Source organism: Propionigenium maris DSM 9537, from assembly GCF_027925155.1.
Classification (GTDB): domain Bacteria; phylum Fusobacteriota; class Fusobacteriia; order Fusobacteriales; family Fusobacteriaceae; genus Propionigenium; species Propionigenium maris.
Genome location: NZ_BSDY01000004.1, coordinates 120463 through 140624 on the forward strand (window position 1 = coordinate 120463; position 20162 = coordinate 140624).

Sequence of the window (20162 nt, forward strand, 5' to 3'; positions counted from 1 at the left end):
TCCTGTTTATCTCCCGTAAAATTTCTCAGAACCTTTTTTCTCTATCTTCGGAGAGAGGATTATCCTCTTTACCTCATCCCCCTCTGTAAACTCTTCCTTCTTCTCTATCCTCTCAAGAAGTATCTCAGCTGCCTTTACCCCCAGGGTCTTAACCTCTGTGGATACCGTAGTCAGCTTTATCCCGAATACCTCTAAAAGCTCCACCTTATCAAAGGATGCTATGGCTATATCCTCTGGGGTTTTATATCCTGCCTCACCCATGGCCTTTATAAACCCAAGGGTCATCTGGTTATTGCATATGAAGATCCCAGTAGGTCTCTCCTTCTTGGCAAGTATCTCCCTTCCCAGAAGGTAACCGGAGTTCATCTGGAAATCCCCCTCATATATATTTTCTTCCCTTACCTCTATATTGTTGTCCCTCAGGGCACTCTTATATCCCCTAAGTCTGTCCCTACCTGGCTTTGAGGTAAGGGGACCAGTTATTATTCCTATATTTTTATGGTGGGATTCAATGAGGCTTGAAACTCCCTCATATGCTCCTCCTATATTGTCCATGAATACTCCGTCCAGTACCGAGTACTTTATATCTCTATCCACAAGTACTGTGGGAACACCCCTCTTCTTTAGCTTATTTAACTGCTGACCTCCCCCCTCGTAGGAATCACCAGTTACAGATATAATTATTCCCTGTACCCTCTGCTCCAGAGCCATCTTCACAGCCTTTTCCTGTTTCTCCAGAGATTCATTGGTACTGAATAGTATTACTCCCAAGCCCTTCTTATCCGCTTCCTGGGTTATTCCCTCTACAATCTCTGAGAAGAATGGGTTGGATATATCAGGTACAATTGCAGCTATTATATTTGTCTCCTTTTTAGAGAGGTTTCTACCCACTGCACTGGGGGTATACTCATACTCCTTTATTATCTTAAGGACCCTCTCCCTTGTTTCCTTCCTCACGCTCTTCTCATCGTTGATGACTCTAGAAACAGTTGCTATGGATACTCCTGCCTTTTTGGCTATATCTGTCATCTTCATCTTTTCACCCTCTATTTGAAAACGTTTACATTTATTTTATAATATATTTTTACACTAATTTTTATGTAGTTGTCAAGTTTTTGTATAAAAAATACCATTAGTGTACACTCGAAGTTGGTGCTTTTTGTTTTTAAGCTTATTTTTTATCTTTCTCTCCATATAGAGGGGACTTTTTTTCTATCCCCTAAAAAATCTAACTCTCTCTAAATTAATTATTTTTTTCTCATAATTACCACTGTTATTTTTCATCCTCAATAAAAATTTTAATATTTTTATTTTTTTTAATTCAAGGAGAAGCTCTGAAAAGAATTTTCCATCTAATGTTAAATAAGTAACAAATATCTATTATTATTATCTCAAGATATTCCTTTTGAATTTCCCGTAGTTTCAGATATAATAGTGTGATAGGATTTATAAAAAGGTAGAAATCTTTAGAGGGTTATACCCTTAAAGAAACTTACCCTTAGCAGGAGGACACCTATGAATGAACAGGTTAAAGTTGTAGCACTTGATTTAGACGGAACTCTCCTTAACTCAAATAACGAGATCTCCGATTTCAATAAAGATATATTGTGGAGACTCAAGGAGAGGGGAGTCCATATAATTCTTTGCACTGGAAGACCCTATAACGCCATGAAAAAGTTCAGGGATGAACTTTCCCTAGATGACCATGTAATCTGCTTCAATGGAGCTAATATAGTGGATAAGGATGAAAAGTTAGTCCTGGATACCTCCCTTGATACTGAAACGAGTCTGGAGCTGGTTAAGGTAGGAAGGGGAAGAAACACTTACTTCCACGGATTTATGGAGGATAAGTGGCTGGTTCCATATACCAACGAGATCAGTGAAAAGTATAAGGCAAGAACCGGTCTTACAGAAACTGTAGGAGCCCTGGAAGAGGTAGAGGGACTGAGGTTCACGAAAATGATGTATATAGGGGAAAACGCCCTTCTCAGGGAGATCTATGAGGAACTGGAAGAAAAACTGGGAGAGAGGGTCTATAAAGCCTTTTCCAACCCCAACTTCCTGGAGGTCTTAAGCGGAAGCTCCTCCAAGGCAAAGGCTCTGGACTTCTTTTTAAAGAAGAAGGGACTTACCCCTGATAACCTCCTGGTAATGGGGGATAGCTACAACGACTTGGAGATGCTTAAGTTTGCCAAGTATGGGGTTGTTATGGAGAATACTCCAGAGGAACTAAAGGAGCAGTTTGATCTCATCGCTCCTGGGAATGATGAGGATGGTGTAGGAAGATATCTCAAGGATTTCTTTGAACTATAGATAAAAGGGGGTCCCACCAGGGACACCCTTTTTTAATTGATTAAACCTCTATAGTAAACTTCCTTGTAAGAGCTGCTTCTCCCCCTACCATGGGGCTTTTCCCATCCATCCTTACATCTACCCTGGAAGGATTCCCCATATAGTCCCCCTGCTCAAATCTCATTTTTTTATCCTCTACAACCCCATACTTCCCAAGATAGCATGCCAGGGCTCCATTGGAGGTTCCCGTTGCCGATTCCTCATCTATCTCATAGAGGGGGGCAAAGTTTCTCGTAAAGGCAGTGTTCCCCTCTATACTCTCAAGGGTGAAGAGGTGATACCCCACCACACCATACTCCCTGCTTATCTCCTCTATCCTCTTAAAGTCAGGTTCTATGTTCCTCATAACCTCCAGGCTTCCTATGGGAACCAGTATATCCTTCAGTCCCGTGGAAACTATCTCAGGGGACAGATCCCCCAGATCCTCTACAGATATATTTAAGCTTTCAGCTATCTTCTTTCTATCTACCTCACCGTAGAAGGCTGGCTCATTCTGCTCCATAAAGATGGCCTCCCTGCCTACCTCTACCTCCAGCCTTCCCGCTCTGGTTTCTATGGTATAGCTCCCCTCCTCTAATCCCTCTACCTCCTTTAGGACATGTATTCCTCCTATGGTCGCATGACCGCAGAGGTCCACCTCACTGCTGGGAGTGAAGTACTCCAGATGAAACTCCCTCTCACCTGTCTCCTCTATAAACACAGTCTCTGAATACCCCAGCCTCTTGGCTATCCCCTGCTTCAGATTATTGTCTACTCTCTCAAGAACAACCCCTGCAAGGTTGCCTCCCGCATCCCCCCTAGAAAAAGCTCTTACCTCATATACATCTACACTTTTTTTCATTCCTTTCCCCCCTTAAATATCCTTACCTCCAATTATATCCCCATCTCCTCCTGAGAAAAAATTTTTATCCCTCCCTCTAAAAGGATGTTGGAGGCAAGGTGGTAAAGTATAGATGATGATTTTTATAAACAAAGGAGGCCGCTATGAAATATATCTATTATTTTGGAAACAAGGAAGCTGAGGGTAGCGCTAAGATGAAGGATCTTCTGGGGGGTAAGGGGGCCAATCTGGCCGAGATGAGTAAGATCGGTATACCTGTGCCTCCTGGTTTTACAATAACAACTGAGATGTGTGAACTCTACAACCAAAAGGGGAAGGATGAGGTTATCTCTATCCTTAAGAAGGACCTCAAGAGCAACATCAAGAGGGTAGAGGAGATAATGGGTAAACAGTTTGGAAGTGCAGAGAACCCCCTATTGTTTTCAGTAAGATCTGGTGCCCGTAAATCCATGCCGGGTATGATGGATACCGTACTAAACCTGGGATTAAACGATGAGATCGTAGAGGGGCTTGGAGCCAAGATGAACAACCCTAGGTTTGCCTGGGATTCCTATAGAAGACTTATTCAGATGTATGGAGATGTGGTGCTGGGGCTAAAGCCTGCAGATAAGGAATCTGTTAACCCATTTGAAGAAATAATTGAAAAGATGAAGGAGCAGTTGGGTATCAAGAGCGATGTAGATTTTACCACCGATGACCTGAAGTTCATGGTAAGGCTCTTTAAGAAGCTCATCACAGACCAAGGGTACTCCTTCCCGCAGGATCCATGGGAGCAGATGTGGGAAGCTATACTGGCTGTATTCAGAAGCTGGATGAATGAGAGGGCTGTCATCTACAGAAGGATAGAGGGAATCCCCGATGCCTGGGGTACTGCTGTTAATGTGCAGACCATGGTCTACGGTAACCTCAATGAGAGAAGTGGTACTGGAGTTGCCTTTACAAGAAACTCTGCCACTGGAGAAAACTTCTTTAATGGTGAGTTCCTCATAAATGCCCAGGGAGAGGATGTTGTAGCAGGTATACGTACCCCTGGACAGATTACCAAGAAGGAAGCGGTAGAGTGGGGAAGAAGAAATAATATCCCAGAGGAGATAAGGCAGAAAAAAAATCCGTCTCTGGAGGAGCTTCTTCCAGATATCTACAAGGAACTCTACTCCATCCAGGAAACCCTTGAAAACCACTACAAGGATATGCAGGACCTGGAGTTTACCATAGAGGAGGGAAAACTGTGGCTTCTTCAGACAAGAACAGGTAAGAGAACTGGTGAGGCCATGGTTAAGATTGCCATGGACCTCTATAGAAGCAAGGCTATAAATGAGAGAGAGGTATTTGAAAGGATAGATGTAGAGAAGATAGAGGAGCTTCTTCACCCGGTATTTGAGGGTCAGGCTCTGGCTAAAAACGAACCTATCACCAAGGGACTTCCTGCAGCTCCAGGAGCTGCTGTGGGACAGATAGTGTTCTTTGCCGATGAGGTAAGTAAGTATGAGAAGGCCATCCTTGTGAGACTGGAAACCTCTCCTGAGGATATTGAGGGAATGAACCTGGCTCAGGGATTCCTTACAGTTAGAGGAGGAATGACATCCCATGCTGCTGTAGTTGCTAGAGGAATGGGTAAGTGCTGTGTGGCTGGTGCGGGAAGTATCGTTGTAGACTATAAGAAGAGATCCTTTACCGTAGGTGGAAAGACCTATGTTGAGGGAGAATGGCTCTCCCTGGACGGCTCCACTGGTAGCGTATATGAGGGATCCCTCCCTACAATAGATGCTGATATCCGAGAGGACTTCAAGGAGCTATTGGAACTGGCTGACAGGGTATCAAATATCAAGGTCTATGCCAATGCCGACTCCCCTACAGATGCTCATACCGCTCTTAAATTCGGTGCCAAAGGGATAGGACTCTGCCGTACCGAGCACATGTTCTTTGAAGCAGATAAGATAAAACCTATGCGTGAGATGATCCTGGCTTCAGATACAGAGGGAAGGGAGAGAGCCCTTGCCAAGCTTCTGCCTCTCCAGAGAGAGGATTTCAAGGGAATCTTCAGGGCTATGAATGGTCTTCCAGTTACCATAAGGCTTTTAGATCCTCCCCTTCATGAGTTTCTTCCACATACCAAGGAGAAACAGGAGGAGCTGGCTCTCAACCTCCAGATCAAGGCTGGTCAGGTAAGGGAGATGGTGGAACACCTCAAGGAAGCCAACCCTATGCTGGGACACAGGGGATGCAGACTGGGAAATACCTATCCTGAGATAACTCGCATGCAGACCAGAGCAATAATAGAGGCTGCCATTTCCGTCAAGGAGGCAGGAATAAGTATCCTTCCAGAGATAATGGTCCCCCTTGTGGGGGAGGTAGAGGAGTTCAGACTCCAGAAGCAGATTATCCTTGAAACTATAGAGGATATCTTTAGAGAGAAGAAGACCACTGTAGATTATAAGGTGGGAACTATGATAGAGATCCCGAGAGCTGCCCTCACTGCACACAAGATAGCTTCAGAGGCAGATTTCTTCTCCTTTGGTACCAATGACCTCACTCAGATGACCTTTGGTTACTCAAGAGATGACGCCAACACCTTCCTTCCAATCTACTTGGAGAAAAATATCCTCAAGAACGATCCATTCCAGGTATTGGACAGAGACGGGGTAGGTGAGCTCCTCAGCACAGCATATACCAGAGGAAAGGAAGCAAAGCCTGCTCTGGAGGTGGGAATCTGTGGTGAGCACGGTGGAGAACCTAGCTCCATAAAGTTTGTAGCAGATATAGGCTTTGACTATGTAAGCTGCTCTCCATACAGGATACCAATAGCGAGGATAGCTACGGCTAAAGCTAAGAAATGAACTGATGAAGATAAAAAATAAAAAAGGAAGGGAATTTCTCCCTTCCTTTTTTCTAATTTATCATGCTCTCCCTTAATTTAATTTCCTCCTTAACCTTCTTGGCCACATCCTCCTCGAGGCCTCCCACACTTATAAATAACCTTACAATCATATTTCCTATCTTATCAAAGGCTGTTCTCTCAAAACTTTTACTACTTGAAATTTTTTGGACAATTTCCAGTGCTTCACTCAGAGGTAATACCGGCGTAGGGGCTGTATCAGCCTTGGTCACCTCAGCTATAGAGCCGAATACATGGGTGGTACTTCCATCCTCACCCTCTACCTCTCCCAGACAATACCCTTCAGCATTCAGTGCTGCCAAAAGAGGTAGTATAGTTTCCAAGATACCATCAAGTTCCTTATCATTAAGCGGTCTTAAGTTGTTTTCTGCCATTGTCATCGTCCCCCTTATGTATAAGATTTATTCAAATTCTTCTAAATATAACTCATATCCTCTTTCCTCCATATCTTCCACAGCTATAAATTCCAGTGCAGCTGAGTTTATACAATATCTGAGACCAGTAGGTTCCGGTCCATCCTCAAAGACGTGTCCCAGGTGGGAATCCCCGTACCTGCTCCTTACCTCGGTACGCCTCATAAAAAACTTTCTGTCTTCCTTAGTAACTATATACCTTTCATCTATGGGTCTTGTAAAGCTTGGCCACCCCGTTCCCGACTTATACTTATCCTTAGAGGAGAAAAGGGGTTCTCCCGATACGATATCTACGTATATTCCCTCCTCCTTGTTGTCCCAGTACTCATTGTCAAAGGCCCTTTCTGTTCCGTCTTTCTGTGTCACCTTATATTGAATCTTTGTAAGCTTCTCCTGCAGCTCCCTATCTGAAGGCTTCTTAAACTCTTCAAACCTTTTACCAAAGGCTATTGCAGGTATTATTAGGAGTAATACTATAAATAACTTCATTACTTCCTCCTCTCTCTCTTCTTAATAGAGGTAAAACTTCCTCCAAGGAAGGCCGCCCCTGCAAGGGCTATCAGCCACTTTAACCCAGCTGAACCTTCTCCTTCTTGAGCTTTCTCCTCTATCTTCTTAGCTTCCATTATCCTCTTGCTCTCCCTCTCATCCAGCAGCTGCTTATCTCTCAGATCTCTGGCTATTCCCTCCTCTATGAGGTTCCAGTCTACCTGAGGCAGTTCCCCTCCTAAGATCTCCTCAACTTCGAAACTCTCCTCTCTCTCCTCCTCCTGATAACCTTCCTCCTGGAGTTTATCCTTTCCTCTTCCGTCATCAGTTAGACGGTCGTAGTGGAGTCTTAGGTCGGAATCCCACACTGTTATCGTTTTTATCTTTTCCGGTCCCTCTAAGATCTCAGTTTGCACACAGCCTGCCGCCAGCAAGATAATCAGAACCATAATCATTCTCTTTCCCATACTTCCCCCTGATCGCTTGTTCTTCATTACTCCCTCTATGTTATTTTCTATCCCAAGGCTAAATTCCTTTTAAAATAATGAATTGCAAAAAAATTACATATAATATAAAATATTAGTAGGGTAAAGAATATATTTTTAAGGGGTGAAGACATGGATAGCGTTTTAGAGATAGTTAGAAAAACTAGAAGAAAAAACAAGATCAAAAGAGATATGCAGGATAACGAGAGAAAGATCAGAGATAACAGAAAAAGAGTTGATCTGCTAGATAACCTAACTCAATATATAAAACCAGATATGAAGTATGATGACATCATGGATATCCTTGAGAATATGAAGTCCGACTATGAGGACAGGGTAGATGACTACATCATTAAAAATGCTGAACTTGGTAAGGAAAGAAGAGAGATAAACAAGAGTGTTAAGGGAATGATGAGAGTTCAGAAATCAAAGGTAGAGAAGTAAAGTTAAAGCTGGTGAAAGCCAGCTTTTGTTTTTTAAGGAGGTAACATGGCTACAAAGTCGCTGGAAAAACTTATAGATGAGTTTAATCGTCTTCCAGGTATAGGAAGAAAGAGTGCTACTCGTCTGGCCTTTCATGTACTGGACATGGAGGAGTTTGAAATAGAGAGGTTTACAAAGGCTATTCTGGAGGTTAAGGAGAATACCAAAAGGTGCAGGATCTGTCACAACTTCAGTGAAGAAGAAGTCTGCGAGGTGTGCAGTGATGAGCACAGAAACAAGGGAATCATCTGTGTGGTAGAGGATACCAAGGATATCGTTTCCCTTGAGAGAGCCAAGTCGTATAGAGGGGTCTACCATGTACTAAATGGTAAGATAGCTCCCCTCAATGGTATCACTCCAGACAAACTTAATATAAAATCCCTCATGGAAAGGGTAGCTGCCGAGGAGATCTCCGAAGTTATCCTTGCTCTCAACCCAGATCTAGAGGGTGAAACTACTGCCATGTATCTTACCAAGCTTTTAAAGCCCTTTGGTATCAAGGTTACAAGGATTGCCAGCGGGATACCCATGGGAGGAAATATTGAGTTTTCAGATATTGCCACCATATCGAAGGCCATGGACGGAAGACAGGAACTATAAAAGGAGCCCTAAAGGCTCCTTTTTCTTAGTATTATTCCAGCTATTTATAAGCAGACTACTGAAGAAAAACTTCATAGTCCAGGTCGGTATTCTTCTCTCCCTTTTTCTTAGGGGTTTTCTTCTTCCCCTTATTCAGCTCCCCCTTGAGTGCCTCCTCCTGGGTTCCCCCTCTTCTCTTGAGTATCCTTCCCTTCAGGCTTTCCTTGGTGATCTTCATCTACATCACTCCCTTATAGTTTTCCACTATCTTCTCCTGCCCTCTGCCAACCACAAAATTCCTCGCCCTATTATGAATCCTACTTAAATATTTCTCCAGCTTCCAGATACCACAGAAGGAGATCAAACTCATCCATAGGCACACCGATCTTCTTACAGTACCTCATCATCTTGGCCTCTATCTCCTTATACCTCTTAGGTGTAATAGTTTTAGGAAGCTCATCTATTACACCAAGTCTCACGAGGTTTCTCAGGATATGCCTGTCCAGAATTGCGATCTCATCTCCAAACCCTACATTCCTTAAGAAGTGGCTGGCCTCCTTATGTGCCATACCCCTTACATTTTTAACTATCCACTCCCTAACCTCAAATACATCCCCCAGTATCCTGAAGAAGTCCTTGGTTATGAGCTCTCCCAGGGAATCCTTCATCTTTTCCCTGAGTATCACCAGATTCTTAGCCTTATTATTTTTAAACCTCACCACATTGAGATACTTTACTATCTCCTCTTCATCTCCGTTAAAGAGAAGCCCTGCATCCCTAAGCTTGGTTATTGCACTCCATGCATTTCTTGCTTTAGATTGTGGCGTAAGGATACAAAAGGACAGCTCCACATGGATATCCTCATTGTTCCCCTCCATCCAGATCTCCTTGAAATCCTCCAACCTTCTTCTTATATCTGGTTTTATTTCCTCATATATCTCTAAGATCTTACTTAAATATTCCTTCTCCATACCTCCACCACCCTCAATACAAATATACTATTTTTTTATGATTTTCTTTTTTCAAAATTTAAAAATCCCCACTGAAAATCGGTAACTTCTCCATCCAATAAAAGAGGCTCCCTAAATTTCCAGGGAGCCCAACCTTTTGATTATTTTATCATCTTTACTGCCATTACCACAGACATAGCTACAAAGATGGGTTTTATAAACTTAGCTCCATTCTTAATGGCCATCCTGCTTCCTATCTTAGAACCTGCTACCATGAAGATAGATGAGAAGAGTCCATACTTCCAGTTGATCTGTCCATTGTAAAGAAAGGTTAAAAGGGCTGCAAAACCAGTGGTGAAGTTAAGCACCTTGGTATTGGCAGTGGCTACAGTGAAATCAAACTTAAATATCTTTACCAGACCAAACATAAAGAAGGTTCCCGTTCCAGGTCCAAAGAACCCGTCATAGAATCCCAGTACAGAGGTTAAAAGCTTACCTTTAACCTTGTTTCCCGAGTGAAGGCCATCATAGGAATCCTCCATTCCTACCCTCTTAGAGATAACTGTGTAGATAGCCACACCAAATATCATAAATGGTATAAGCATCTCAAGTAATCTCGGTGAGATAAACTGAAGGGTCGTAACTCCTATTACAGCCCCTGCAAAGGCAAAGGGTACAAGCATCTTAAGAAGCTCTTTATTGAGTTTGTTGCTCTTAAAAAATTCATGGCTGCTAGTTAGTGTCCCCAATGAAGCTGCCACTTTATTTGTCCCCAAGGCTATATGTGGTGGTAACCCTGCCAGTAAAAGTGAAGGAGTACTGATAAGACCTCCCCCTCCTGCTATAGAATCTACAAAACCTGCCAAAAACATTCCTACACACAATACAATTAGTTCCAACCTTAATCCTCCAAACTAACATTTATTTCCATATATAGTACCATATTTTTATAAATATATTAAGTGAGATAGTCCTTCTTAAATTCATTTAAGGCCCTCTTAATTAATGTTCCATAAAATAAAAAACCGGAGAATCCTCTCCGGTTTAGATCTATAGGGCTGCTACTACAGAAACTTCTACTAGAAGCTCCTCTCTTGCCATCTTTGCCTCTACACAAGCTCTTGCAGGTGCAAATCCTTCATTTACCCAGTTATCCCATACATCGTTCATATCTTGGAACATCGACATATCCTTGATGTAGATCGTTGCAGATAGTATCTTATCTCTGTGGCTTCCAACACTTTCAAGTAGCTCGTCTACCTTCTCAAGAGTAGTTATAGTCTGCTCCTTGATCCCCTTAGTAGAATCCTTAGCCACCTGACCACAAAGGTAAACTGTATTATTATGAACTACCGCTCTGCTCATTCTCTTCTTAGTTTCAAATCTTTTAATTTCCATGCTCTCTCCTTAAAGTATTAATATTATAGTTCAAATCCGTATGGAAGTAACTCCTCCATGGTAAGTATTTTATAATCTTTTTTAAGATTTGCCAAGATAATTATGGTATCATCTGTGGAAAACTCCTTTATTACCTGTCTGCAGGCTCCGCAAGGGCTCACTGGACCACTTGTATCTGCCACGATACATATCTTATCTATCCTCTTCATTCCCTTGGTTACTCCTGTAAAGATAGCCGTTCTCTCACCGCAGTTACTCAGTCCGTAGGATGCATTTTCCACATTAGCTCCCAGGTGGTGGTTTCCATTTTCATCCACTACTACAGCTCCCACCTTGAATCCTGAATATTTTGTGTAGGCATTTTCACGAGCCTCTATCGCCTCATCTATAAGGGTAAATATTTCCCTCTCCTCTATTCTCATATTTTCCTCCTCAATAGGGCAATGAAAGGCATACTAAAAATTAGTATGCCTTAAATAGTCCCATTATTTTTCAAGTACTCCCAGTGCCACCTCAATCATCTCTTTGAAGGTAGTCTGTCTTTCCTCTGATGTCGTCTCCTCTCCAGTTACAAGAGAATCAGATATTGTCAGTATAGTCAGTGCCTTTGCTCCGTGCTTTGCAGCAACTGTATATAGTCCAGATGTCTCCATCTCTACACAAAGCACTCCAAAGTCTGCCCACTTCTTATATGAGTTAAAATCATCCTGATAAAACTCATCTGAAGTGAATACATTTCCTGCCTTTATCTCGATATTTTTTTCCTTTGCAGATTCCACAGCCTTCATGAACAGGTCGAAGGAAGCTGTAGGAGCATAGTTAGCTCCGTTAAATCTGATATTGTTTACACCAGAGTTTGTAGATGCAGCCATAGCTATTACAATATCTCTTACCTTTACGTCCTCTCTGTATGATCCTGCAGATCCTACTCTTATAAGGTTCTTTACTCCATACTCCATGATTAGCTCATTGGCATAGATTGAGATAGATGGTACTCCCATTCCAGTTCCCTGTACAGATACTCTCTTTCCCTTGTATGTTCCAGTATATCCATACATTCCTCTTACTTCATTGTAGCAAACAACGTCCTCTAAAAACGTCTCTGCTATCCACTTGGCTCTAAGAGGATCTCCTGGTAGTAGTACAGTTTCCGCTATCTCACCTTTTTTTGCTCCTATATGTATGCTCATCTTATTCCCTCCACGATTAATTTCTGTGGCCTTTTGGCCTCTATCTTCCTTCTAGTAAAGATCCTTGGCGAAACTTCCCTCTCCTTCATTTCCTAGGATTAGCTCCTCCAGTGTAGCAGCTATATCTGCAAAGGTAGTTCTTGTTCCAAGATCTATATTTCTCTTAATATTCTTTCCATATACAAGGATAGGTACATACTCCCTTGTGTGATCGGTTCCCTCATATGTAGGGTCGCATCCATGGTCTGCAGTAAGGATAAGGATCTCATCCTCCTTCAGGTTTTCCATGATCTCAGGAAGATATGAGTCAAACTCCTCTAGAGCTGCCTTATATCCTGCAGCATTTCTTCTGTGACCGTACTTCATATCAAAGTCCACAAGGTTTGTAAAGATAAGTCCCTTACTGTCCTCCTTAAGAGCTGCTAGAGTCTTTAATATACCGTCCTTGTTGTCCTGGTTTGTTCCTCTGCTGTCGGTAACTCCCTGTCCAGCAAAGATATCACTTGTTTTTCCAACAGCTACCACATCTAGTCCGGCATCCTTAATCTTATCAAGTACCGTTGCTCTAGGTGGTACTACAGAATAATCATGTCTGTTTGCTGTTCTGGTAAAGTCCCCCTTACCGCTTCCGATATATGGTCTTGCAATTACTCTTGCCACTGGAGACATCTCTCCGCAGATCTCTAGAGCGATCTTGCAGGCATTGTATAGCTCCTCAAGAGGAATGTGCTCCTCGTGAGCTGCCACTTGGAAAACAGGATCAGCTGATGTATACACTATCCATGCTCCCTTTTCTATCTGCTCCTCACCGTAGTCATCTAGAACTGCTGTTCCAGAGTATGGTTTATTGCAAAGAACCTTTCTTCCGGTTCTTCTTTCAAACTCAGCCAGAACCTCTGCTGGGAATCCCTCTGGATAAGTTGGGAATGGTTTATCTCCTATTACTCCTGCTATCTCCCAGTGTCCTGTAGTGGTGTCCTTTCCCTGAGCTTTTTCAGCTGCTCTACCATATGCTCCGTCAGCATCCTCTGTGGCAGGAGTTCCTGCTATCTCAGTAAGGTTACCCAGTCCTAGTTTCCCCATATTTGGAAGCTCTAGAGTTCCACACTCCTTGGCAATGTTTCCAAAGGTATTCGACCCTACATCTCCATATTTATCAGCATCTGGAAGGTACCCTACTCCGGCACTGTCCAGTACTATTACTGTTGCTCTCTCTATCTTCTTCATGGTTTAACCTCCATCTACCTTAGAAAATTAAAGGGGCATAAGCCCCTTATTTTTAGTACTCTCCCTCTTTTGCTTTACCAGTAGTTACCAGTGATACTCCAGAAGAAGTTCCTAGTCTTGTTACACCCATCTCAATATACTTTGCAGCTGTTTCGTTGTCTCTTACTCCACCAGCTGCTTTGATCTCAGCCTTGTCTCCTACTACTTCCTTCATAAGAGCTACATCCTCAAATGTAGATCCTCCAGTTCCAAATCCAGTAGAAGTCTTTACAAAGTCAGCTCCTGCATTTAGTGAAAGCTCGCATGCCTTTCTCTTCTCGTCCTCAGTCAGGTAGCAGTTCTCGTGGATAACCTTAAGAACCTTGTCTCCCATAGCTTCCTTTATCTCTCTTATCTCCTGCTCCACTTCAGCGTACTTTCCAGACTTCATGAATCCGATGTTGATTACCATATCTATCTCGTCTGCACCATCTTCGATACACTTCTTAGTTTCAAATACCTTAGCATCCTTGGACATTGCTCCTAGTGGGAATCCGATTACTGCTGCTATCTTTACATCTGTACCCTCTAACTCCTTCTTTGCCAGTGGTACATATGATCCATTTACACATACTGAGAAGAACTTGTACTCCTTAGCCTCTGCACAAAGCTTCTTGATATCCTCCTCTGTAGTTGTAGCCTTTAATACCGTGTGGTCGATATACTTGTTTATTTCCATTCCATTCCCTCCTAGGTTTTTATATATAAAGTTTCTTTAATAATCTCTCTTTTTCCTCATTGCTTATAAAGGCTCCCCTGATTGCATTTTCAGACATCCTGCAGATATCCTCCTCTGTAAGGGGGGTATAGTCCTCTAAAAATTCTATCTCTTTATTGTAGTTGGTGTTGGATACGGTTTTGTTGTCTGTATTGAGACATACCTTCAAACCATAGTCCAGATATGATTTCAATGGGTAGCTCTTAAAATCCTCCAGAGCCTTTGTCTGATAGTTACTGATGGGACAGCACTCTAGATATATCTCATTGTCTCTCAGGTACTCCATAAGCTCTCTGTCCTCATAAGATCTTATCCCGTGCCCTATCCTGGATGCTCCCAGTCTGATGGCCTCCCAGACGCTTTCAGCCCCTAGGGCTTCCCCAGCATGGATGGTAAATGGTATCCCCGCCTCCTTGGCATCCCTGAAGGTTTCCTCAAAGAGACTAGCTGGATATCCCTTCTCGTCCCCTGCAAGGTCTATTCCTACAACACCCCTCTTGGAGTATTTTTTAGCCAGATCCAGTACATCCCTTCCGCTCTCTGTTGGACGGTGTCTCAGAATACAGAGGAGAAGGTTACACCTTATATCATACCTTTCCATAGCTCTTCCAAAGCCTTCCAGTGCAGCTTCTACGACCTCTTCCAGTTTTAGCCCTCCCTTTATGTGTAGGTGGGGGGCAAACCTTACCTCGGCGTAGATATATCCTTCCCTAGCCAGATCCTCAGCCAGTTCATAGGCTGTTCTCTCCAGGCTGTACTTGCTCTGCATTACCTTGCATGGAATATCAAACTTTCTCAGGTACTCTACAAGATCCTTGTTTTCCCTGTCTACCCTGAGGTATTCCACTATCTCATCTATATCATAGGTTGGAATCTCAATATTTTCAAGCTTAGCTATATCTATAACACTTTCAGGTCTTAATGAGCCATCTAAATGTAGATGCAGCTCCGCTTTTTTACACTTCATCCTCCAACTCCCTACTAAATATTTACTGAGTGAACTTCAAGGATAACATTTCTATCCTCTACCTTGTCACTTACGATCTCAAACGCTCCATCCAATAGCCTTATAGAAGATTCAAGGTTGATATCCTCGTCAAAGTAGATCTTTGCCAGTACCTCTCCAGCCTCTACCCTGTCTCCAATCTTCTTTGTAAGTACTACTCCCACACCGTGGTTTATAAGGTCTTCCTTGGTAGCTCTTCCTGCTCCAAGCACCATAGCAGACTTTCCTACCTCTTCAGCTTCTATCTTACCTATGTATCCGCTGTTCTCTGCCTTAAATTCTATCATATTTTGAGCCATAGGTAGAAGAGAATAATCATCTACTAATCTAGGGTCTCCTCCATACTCTCCGATGAACTCCTTAAGCATCTCAACTGGCTTGCCGGATTTAATCATCTCGTTAACCATAGCCTTTCCTTCCTCTATAGTTGCAGCATCCCCCTTTATCTGAAGTGCCACAGCCACAAGAGTCTCTACAAGCTCTGTGAAGTCTGCAGGACCGTTCCCCTTAAGGGTTTCTATAGCTTCTATTACCTCTAATGAGTTCCCCACTGCAAGTCCCAGAGGCTGATCCATATCTGTAAGTACTGTTACTACCTTTCTGTCAAAGGAATCACCGATCTGAAGCATTGTCTTAGCCAGATCCCTAGCCATATCAAGGTCCTTCATAAAGGCTCCCGATCCAACCTTAACATCTAAGATTATCCCGTCTGCATATACAGCCAGCTTCTTACTCATGATAGAGCTTGCAATTAGTGGAATACTCATTACAGTTCCCGTTACATCTCTTAGAGCGTAGATCTGCTTATCAAGGGGAACTACCTTATCCGATGCACCCATTATTCCAGTACCAGTCTTGTTTATTACCTCTACCATTCTCTCCTTTGTCTGAGGGAAGTTGAATCCCTTTATAGATTCAAACTTATCTATAGTTCCTCCAGTGTGTCCCAGTCCTCTTCCTGAGAGCTTAGCTGTTCCTATATCAAAACTTGCAAATAATCCTGCAAGAGCTATTGTAGTCTTATCTCCCACTCCCCCTGTAGAGTGCTTATCGATAAGAAACTTGTCTATACCATCAAACTTGATAAGATCTCCAGAATTCATCATCTTTCCAGTGAAGGTCTTTAATTCATCCTTCTCCATCCCGTTAAAGTATGTAGCCATTAAAAATGCTGACATCTGATAGTCGGGAATGCTTTTATCTAAATATCCATCCAACAGAAAGTTTATCTCCTCCTCTGTCAGTGTCTTACCATCTCTCTTTTTTTGGATCAAATCAACAGCTCTCATCTATATCCTCCTTAAAAAACCATCATAATAATTCTATACCAGTTTTTTACCTTTTTCCCTACTTTTTCCCTACTTTTTGTAGGTTATTCGACAAAAATATGATATAAAATTTCTATATAAAAAAATAGGACAGGTGACTCATATATGATTAGTAAAAAAAGTATCAAGGATTTCATTACAGATTATCATTTGGACGATATACTCACCGACGAAGTAATACCGCATTTAAAATTAAAAAGCTACAAGAAGGATGAACTTATACTCAATGCCCACGAACCTGTAAAAAACATCTACTTTCTCGTAGAGGGGATGGTGGAGATCAGCTCTATGATGCTTTCAGGTAACAAGATCTTCATCAACTACCTCTATCCCCTGGAGATCTTCGGAGATGTGGAGTATGTAAATAAGAAGGTGCCTATGTTTGATGTATTGGCCGCTGAGCCCTCTCTCTGCATAGTGCTTCCCTTCCCTATAATCGAGCAGTACCTGGAGACCTCCTACCACTTCTGGAAGCTCCTTGCTGTTGAGGGAAATACAAAGCTTCTGAGAACAAACAAGGCAACTATCTTAAAGGGAACCTACTCACTAAAGACCGTTCTTTCAAACTATATTATAAAAAGCGGCTACTCCATCACCTTTAACTCCATGGCAGAGCTTGCTCTTCAGTTCAATGTAAGCTACAGAAACCTTTCAAGGGTTATTAAGGAACTTGCTGAAGAGGGTGTCATAAAGAAGGAGAGAAAGAGGATTACCACCCTGGACAGGGAGAAGCTGGAGGATTATTCAGCAGATCTGTAGAAAAAGAAGACCTAATGTCTTCTTTTTTTTGTTCATTTTTATGACTTTATCAATTGTTTTTGATTCCTTCCCTTGATATAACCTTCTTAACGGTGGAATTTTTTTTATGAAAAGGGAGGAAAGTATGAAAAAAAATGGATTTACCTTGATCGAGCTCATGGTTGTTATAACTATTATTGGTCTTATCTCATCCATTGCACTACCTAGGTTTGTAGAGATAACTAACTCTGCTAAAGTGGCCAATGTCCAGGGAAATCTCTCTTCTATGAGGACAGCTATTGGGATGTATAACGTTAAAACAGGCGAATATCCAAGGGAATCTCAGATAATCAGAAACAATAATGGAGAGGGACCGGATCTAGATGCGATTTTTGGAGGTACAGATACTAAAAGTAGGGAGTACAAATGTGCTCTCAGTGATTTCTTTAGTAAAACTAAGTTTTCAAAAACTCCTGCATTTTTTTCAAATAATATTGTGGAGATCTATGAAACTGCAGAAGTTATCTATCCTGCATCTAACTACAGAACCGGAAATGCTCTATATCCCTTCACTCCTGGAAATGGAACTGGTGGATGGATCTACAGAGAGGGTGACGGGGCATTGAGGGCTTACCTGGCTAAGGGGGCTTATGGAAATTCCAAAATTAATTGTCCAGAATTTTAAAAATGGGTGACTTAGTCACTTATTTTTTGTTTTTTTTAATGCTATACTAAAATGAAATCTTTTCAAAACTTAAATCTTTTTTAGTTTAAAGGCAGTTTCCTTCCCCGAGGAAACTGCCTTTTCTCATTCTACTCACATATTAAAACTTCTCTTATGAAGTTCCCCTTACCTACACTACACCTTTCAGTTATCTTAAAGCCTGCCTTTAGTATGAGATCATCCAGCCCTTCAAAGGTAACCATTATCATCCTTTTGGAGATCCTTCTGGCTGTCTCTATCATCTCTAGCTGAAGTTCCTTAGTTGTGTGGCTGAATATTCCATAGGGAATATCTAAAATAGAAACATCATACTCCTCCCCTATCTCATTCATATCCTGATTTACCACCCTCTCCTCCAGGCCAAAGTACCTGAGGTTTTCCTTAGCATTTGCTGTTGTCTTGGGACTCAGCTCATACCCGCAGATATCATACCCTGCAGATAGTCCCTCTATAAGGGTTGTTCCTACTCCGCAGCAGGCATCCACTACCCTGGTTTCAGGATTCCCCATAGTTGCTATATTCACTATGGCTTTTGCTGTTCTTATTCCCAGGGAGTTTGAGTAGGTACAGGGCTTATTGTCATGCTCCTTCCACCTATAATCATTGTTTACACATATACCAAATAACCACTTCTCCCTGTACTTGGTTATTCCTAGCCTTATCTTAGGTGCTGTCATAGATGGGAACCCTATTACTCTGAGGCCTATTTCTCTCACACTCTTCAGCCTCTCCTCATATGGGATATTCCCACTTTCCAGTCTTAAATACTCAGCCTTAAAGCCTTCCATACGTATCTGGGCTTTTTCTAGCTCCCTCAGTATCTCTTCAAATGTATCTTTTTCATAGAGGATCTCCAGCCTTCTCTTTATAAAGGGACTGTTAGAGGGATTAAACTCTCTTTCAGAAATTAATACTTTATCTTCAGGAGTATCATCAAATAGTGTTCTCATCTCCATCATACAAAGGTCTCTCTCATAGACCGGGTAATTTATCACATATAGATATTTTTTTATGTCCTTCACTGCTTCCTCCTTGAAATCTCCTCATAAAATAATAAGCCCAACTCTGGTTGGGCTTATTATTTATTCTGTTAATATCCTATCATAGTTTAAGACTCTAGGCACATTATTTTTAGATATTCTTTCCTATAGCCCTCAGCTCCACTCAATTTAAACCCTATCCAAATTCTGTCTCAAATTAAAAAGAGGGAGGCAACTCCCCCTAACTCCACTCTACCTCTCTGAAAACTTCTTCCAGTCAGCCAGGAACTTCTCAAGTCCTGCGTCTGTAAGGTGATGGTAAAGCATCTTCTCTATTACCTTAAATGGAAGCGTTCCTATATGAGCACCTGCTTCTGCCGACTCTATTGCTGCCTGAGGACTTCTTATGCTGGCTGATATAATCTCTGCTTTAATATCGTGGAGCTTAAATATCTCAGCTGTTCTTCTTACTACCTCCATACCTCTTTCTCCTATATCGTCCAGCCTTCCGACAAAGGGGCTCACATATGCTGCTCCTGCTCTTGCTGCAAGAAGAGCTTGAGATGGAGTAAATATAAGTGTTACATTTACTCTTATCCCCTTACTACTCATTATCTTGGTTGCCTTCAGCCCCTCCTCTGTAAGGGGAACCTTGATAACTATATTTTTATGGATGGAAGCTAACTCTACTCCCTCCCCTACCATACCCTCTGAATCGGTAGACACTACCTCTGCACTTACAGGTCCACCCACTATCTCAAGTATCTCCTTCAGGGTCTCCTTAAAGTCCCTTCCCTCCCTTGCCACAAGGGAAGGATTTGTTGTTACCCCTGCTACTATCCCCATATCTGCTGCTCTTCTAATTTCATCGATATTTGCAGTATCTATAAATATCTTCATAACTACACCTCTCCTTAAAATAACTTATTTAATACCTTCTCTACTGATTTACACCTACTAAAGCAAGGCTTAATTTCTTTTAAATCTTATCTTTAAATTTTAGCTATCAATTCTCTACAGGACCTGTAAAATAAAAATCAGCATGACGTTGCATCCTAAATAATCAGTTGGTATACTCATTACTTTAATCTAAGTTGCAACTTAAGAAATAACCACTAAAAATTCTTAAAACCAAAGTTTTTTAGCCACGAATTTGCAAAAATTTTCTAAATAAAAGTACTTTAGCCAGTTGAGCAAATTAAAAAACCTCATTTGTGAAAATTCTTCCCACTTGTTTTACATTCTAATTTGTATCATTAGTGGCAGATGTTTTGAAGCTCACCTAAAGGTAACAACTTAAATTACTTTATGTTGTTTTTTTATAAA

Annotated in this window: 23 protein-coding genes; 6 read left to right on the plus strand and 17 right to left on the minus strand. The window is 41.9% G+C overall.

All coding sequences use genetic code 11. The annotated features are described in order from the left end of the window. Positions 1-6: 6 nt before the first annotated feature. Positions 7-1035 (minus strand): LacI family DNA-binding transcriptional regulator, encoded by a 1029-nt coding sequence (locus QMG11_RS05275; protein WP_281834079.1) that lies wholly within the window; start codon positions 1033-1035, stop codon positions 7-9. Positions 1036-1515: 480 nt separating this feature from the next. On the opposite strand from QMG11_RS05275, the gene QMG11_RS05280 reads away from it, so the two are divergent. After that, positions 1516-2313, plus strand: coding sequence for a Cof-type HAD-IIB family hydrolase (locus tag QMG11_RS05280; RefSeq protein WP_281834081.1), 798 nt, complete (start codon positions 1516-1518; stop codon positions 2311-2313). Positions 2314-2353: 40 nt separating this feature from the next. Here QMG11_RS05280 and QMG11_RS05285 read toward each other — a convergent pair whose 3' ends face one another. Next, positions 2354-3193: a PhzF family phenazine biosynthesis protein gene (locus tag QMG11_RS05285; RefSeq protein WP_281834083.1), complete on the minus strand. Its 840-nt coding sequence runs from the start codon at positions 3191-3193 to the stop codon at positions 2354-2356. Positions 3194-3336: 143 nt separating this feature from the next. Between QMG11_RS05285 and ppdK the strand changes: the two genes are divergently transcribed. Beyond that, a complete protein-coding gene (ppdK, locus tag QMG11_RS05290) occupies positions 3337-6030 on the plus strand; it encodes a pyruvate, phosphate dikinase (RefSeq protein ID WP_281834085.1) in 2694 nt (897 codons plus the stop codon). Positions 6031-6082: 52 nt separating this feature from the next. On the opposite strand, the gene QMG11_RS05295 is transcribed toward ppdK, so the two are convergent. Genes QMG11_RS05295 through QMG11_RS05305 form a run of 3 tightly spaced genes read right to left on the minus strand, consistent with a single transcriptional unit; the run spans position 6083 to position 7458 of the window. Next, positions 6083-6463, minus strand: a complete 381-nt coding sequence (locus QMG11_RS05295; RefSeq protein ID WP_281834087.1) for a hypothetical protein — start codon at positions 6461-6463, stop codon at positions 6083-6085. Positions 6464-6490: 27 nt separating this feature from the next. Next, on the minus strand, positions 6491-6991 hold the full coding sequence (gene msrB, locus QMG11_RS05300) for a peptide-methionine (R)-S-oxide reductase MsrB (RefSeq protein WP_309302083.1): 501 nt from the start codon (positions 6989-6991) through the stop codon (positions 6491-6493). Then, positions 6991-7458 (minus strand): hypothetical protein, encoded by a 468-nt coding sequence (locus QMG11_RS05305; RefSeq protein ID WP_281834088.1) that lies wholly within the window; start codon positions 7456-7458, stop codon positions 6991-6993. Before QMG11_RS05305 ends, msrB begins: the two co-directional genes overlap by 1 nt. A gap of 150 nt (positions 7459-7608) precedes the next feature. On the opposite strand from QMG11_RS05305, the gene QMG11_RS05310 reads away from it, so the two are divergent. Both QMG11_RS05310 and recR read left to right on the plus strand, forming a co-directional pair. After that, positions 7609-7920 (plus strand): DUF496 family protein, encoded by a 312-nt coding sequence (locus QMG11_RS05310; RefSeq protein ID WP_281834089.1) that lies wholly within the window; start codon positions 7609-7611, stop codon positions 7918-7920. 45 nt (positions 7921-7965) lie between these two features. After that, positions 7966-8559: a recombination mediator RecR gene (gene recR, locus QMG11_RS05315; protein WP_281834091.1), complete on the plus strand. Its 594-nt coding sequence runs from the start codon at positions 7966-7968 to the stop codon at positions 8557-8559. Between the two features lie 55 nt (positions 8560-8614). Here the strand turns inward: recR and QMG11_RS05320 are convergent, their stop codons facing one another. From QMG11_RS05320 to QMG11_RS05365, 10 genes are all read right to left on the minus strand, one after another. Next, positions 8615-8776 carry a hypothetical protein gene (locus tag QMG11_RS05320; protein ID WP_281834093.1) on the minus strand — a complete coding sequence of 54 codons (162 nt, stop codon included), beginning with the start codon at positions 8774-8776 and terminating at the stop codon, positions 8615-8617. A 79-nt stretch (positions 8777-8855) separates the two neighbouring features. After that, positions 8856-9509: an N-glycosylase/DNA lyase gene (locus tag QMG11_RS05325; RefSeq protein WP_281834095.1), complete on the minus strand. Its 654-nt coding sequence runs from the start codon at positions 9507-9509 to the stop codon at positions 8856-8858. A 140-nt stretch (positions 9510-9649) separates the two neighbouring features. Continuing rightward, entirely contained in the window at positions 9650-10387 is a 738-nt protein-coding gene (locus QMG11_RS05330) for a sulfite exporter TauE/SafE family protein (RefSeq protein WP_281834098.1), read from the minus strand. A gap of 151 nt (positions 10388-10538) precedes the next feature. Then, positions 10539-10886, minus strand: coding sequence for a RidA family protein (locus QMG11_RS05335; RefSeq protein ID WP_281834100.1), 348 nt, complete (start codon positions 10884-10886; stop codon positions 10539-10541). 23 nt (positions 10887-10909) lie between these two features. Continuing rightward, positions 10910-11308: a cytidine deaminase gene (gene cdd / locus QMG11_RS05340; protein ID WP_281834101.1), complete on the minus strand. Its 399-nt coding sequence runs from the start codon at positions 11306-11308 to the stop codon at positions 10910-10912. Between the two features lie 63 nt (positions 11309-11371). Next, on the minus strand, positions 11372-12076 hold the full coding sequence (gene deoD, locus QMG11_RS05345; protein ID WP_281834102.1) for a purine-nucleoside phosphorylase: 705 nt from the start codon (positions 12074-12076) through the stop codon (positions 11372-11374). 51 nt (positions 12077-12127) lie between these two features. Next, positions 12128-13303 carry a phosphopentomutase gene (locus tag QMG11_RS05350; RefSeq protein ID WP_281834104.1) on the minus strand — a complete coding sequence of 392 codons (1176 nt, stop codon included), beginning with the start codon at positions 13301-13303 and terminating at the stop codon, positions 12128-12130. A 52-nt stretch (positions 13304-13355) separates the two neighbouring features. Beyond that, the gene (gene deoC, locus QMG11_RS05355; RefSeq protein ID WP_281834106.1) at positions 13356-14021 is read right to left on the minus strand and encodes a deoxyribose-phosphate aldolase; all 666 of its coding nucleotides are present in this window, start codon (positions 14019-14021) and stop codon (positions 13356-13358) included. 19 nt (positions 14022-14040) lie between these two features. Further along, a complete protein-coding gene (gene add / locus QMG11_RS05360) occupies positions 14041-15027 on the minus strand; it encodes an adenosine deaminase (RefSeq protein WP_281834107.1) in 987 nt (328 codons plus the stop codon). A 14-nt stretch (positions 15028-15041) separates the two neighbouring features. Next, complete coding sequence (locus QMG11_RS05365; protein WP_281834109.1) at positions 15042-16355, minus strand: thymidine phosphorylase; 1314 nt, start codon at positions 16353-16355, stop codon at positions 15042-15044. 144 nt (positions 16356-16499) lie between these two features. On the opposite strand from QMG11_RS05365, the gene QMG11_RS05370 reads away from it, so the two are divergent. Further along, a complete protein-coding gene (locus QMG11_RS05370; protein ID WP_281834111.1) occupies positions 16500-17153 on the plus strand; it encodes a Crp/Fnr family transcriptional regulator in 654 nt (217 codons plus the stop codon). 124 nt (positions 17154-17277) lie between these two features. Continuing rightward, positions 17278-17817, plus strand: coding sequence for a type II secretion system protein (locus QMG11_RS05375; protein WP_281834113.1), 540 nt, complete (start codon positions 17278-17280; stop codon positions 17815-17817). A 128-nt stretch (positions 17818-17945) separates the two neighbouring features. Here the strand turns inward: QMG11_RS05375 and QMG11_RS05380 are convergent, their stop codons facing one another. Then, on the minus strand, positions 17946-18878 hold the full coding sequence (locus QMG11_RS05380; protein WP_281834114.1) for a TRM11 family SAM-dependent methyltransferase: 933 nt from the start codon (positions 18876-18878) through the stop codon (positions 17946-17948). A 210-nt stretch (positions 18879-19088) separates the two neighbouring features. Beyond that, positions 19089-19736, minus strand: a complete 648-nt coding sequence (gene fsa / locus QMG11_RS05385) for a fructose-6-phosphate aldolase (RefSeq protein ID WP_281834116.1) — start codon at positions 19734-19736, stop codon at positions 19089-19091. Positions 19737-20162 lie beyond the last annotated feature (426 nt).

Bases quoted from the DNA above. Each gene is read 5' to 3' on its own strand.
- msrB (WP_309302083.1), bottom strand. From the start codon at position 6,991: ATGAAGTTATTTATAGTATTACTCCTAATAATACCTGCAATAGCCTTT.
- deoC (WP_281834106.1), bottom strand. From the start codon at position 14,021: ATGGAAATAAACAAGTATATCGACCACACGGTATTAAAGGCTACAACT.
- QMG11_RS05325 (WP_281834095.1), bottom strand. From the start codon at position 9,509: ATGGAGAAGGAATATTTAAGTAAGATCTTAGAGATATATGAGGAAATA.
- deoD (WP_281834102.1), bottom strand. From the start codon at position 12,076: ATGAGCATACATATAGGAGCAAAAAAAGGTGAGATAGCGGAAACTGTA.
- QMG11_RS05285 (WP_281834083.1), bottom strand. From the start codon at position 3,193: ATGAAAAAAAGTGTAGATGTATATGAGGTAAGAGCTTTTTCTAGGGGG.
- recR (WP_281834091.1), top strand. From the start codon at position 7,966: ATGGCTACAAAGTCGCTGGAAAAACTTATAGATGAGTTTAATCGTCTT.
- QMG11_RS05280 (WP_281834081.1), top strand. From the start codon at position 1,516: ATGAATGAACAGGTTAAAGTTGTAGCACTTGATTTAGACGGAACTCTC.
- add (WP_281834107.1), bottom strand. From the start codon at position 15,027: ATGAAGTGTAAAAAAGCGGAGCTGCATCTACATTTAGATGGCTCATTA.
- QMG11_RS05310 (WP_281834089.1), top strand. From the start codon at position 7,609: ATGGATAGCGTTTTAGAGATAGTTAGAAAAACTAGAAGAAAAAACAAG.
- ppdK (WP_281834085.1), top strand. From the start codon at position 3,337: ATGAAATATATCTATTATTTTGGAAACAAGGAAGCTGAGGGTAGCGCT.
- QMG11_RS05305 (WP_281834088.1), bottom strand. From the start codon at position 7,458: ATGGGAAAGAGAATGATTATGGTTCTGATTATCTTGCTGGCGGCAGGC.
- QMG11_RS05335 (WP_281834100.1), bottom strand. From the start codon at position 10,886: ATGGAAATTAAAAGATTTGAAACTAAGAAGAGAATGAGCAGAGCGGTA.
- QMG11_RS05370 (WP_281834111.1), top strand. From the start codon at position 16,500: ATGATTAGTAAAAAAAGTATCAAGGATTTCATTACAGATTATCATTTG.
- QMG11_RS05275 (WP_281834079.1), bottom strand. From the start codon at position 1,035: ATGAAGATGACAGATATAGCCAAAAAGGCAGGAGTATCCATAGCAACT.
- QMG11_RS05320 (WP_281834093.1), bottom strand. From the start codon at position 8,776: ATGAAGATCACCAAGGAAAGCCTGAAGGGAAGGATACTCAAGAGAAGA.
- QMG11_RS05350 (WP_281834104.1), bottom strand. From the start codon at position 13,303: ATGAAGAAGATAGAGAGAGCAACAGTAATAGTACTGGACAGTGCCGGA.
- QMG11_RS05375 (WP_281834113.1), top strand. From the start codon at position 17,278: ATGAAAAAAAATGGATTTACCTTGATCGAGCTCATGGTTGTTATAACT.
- cdd (WP_281834101.1), bottom strand. From the start codon at position 11,308: ATGAGAATAGAGGAGAGGGAAATATTTACCCTTATAGATGAGGCGATA.
- QMG11_RS05295 (WP_281834087.1), bottom strand. From the start codon at position 6,463: ATGGCAGAAAACAACTTAAGACCGCTTAATGATAAGGAACTTGATGGT.
- QMG11_RS05365 (WP_281834109.1), bottom strand. From the start codon at position 16,355: ATGAGAGCTGTTGATTTGATCCAAAAAAAGAGAGATGGTAAGACACTG.
- fsa (WP_281834116.1), bottom strand. From the start codon at position 19,736: ATGAAGATATTTATAGATACTGCAAATATCGATGAAATTAGAAGAGCA.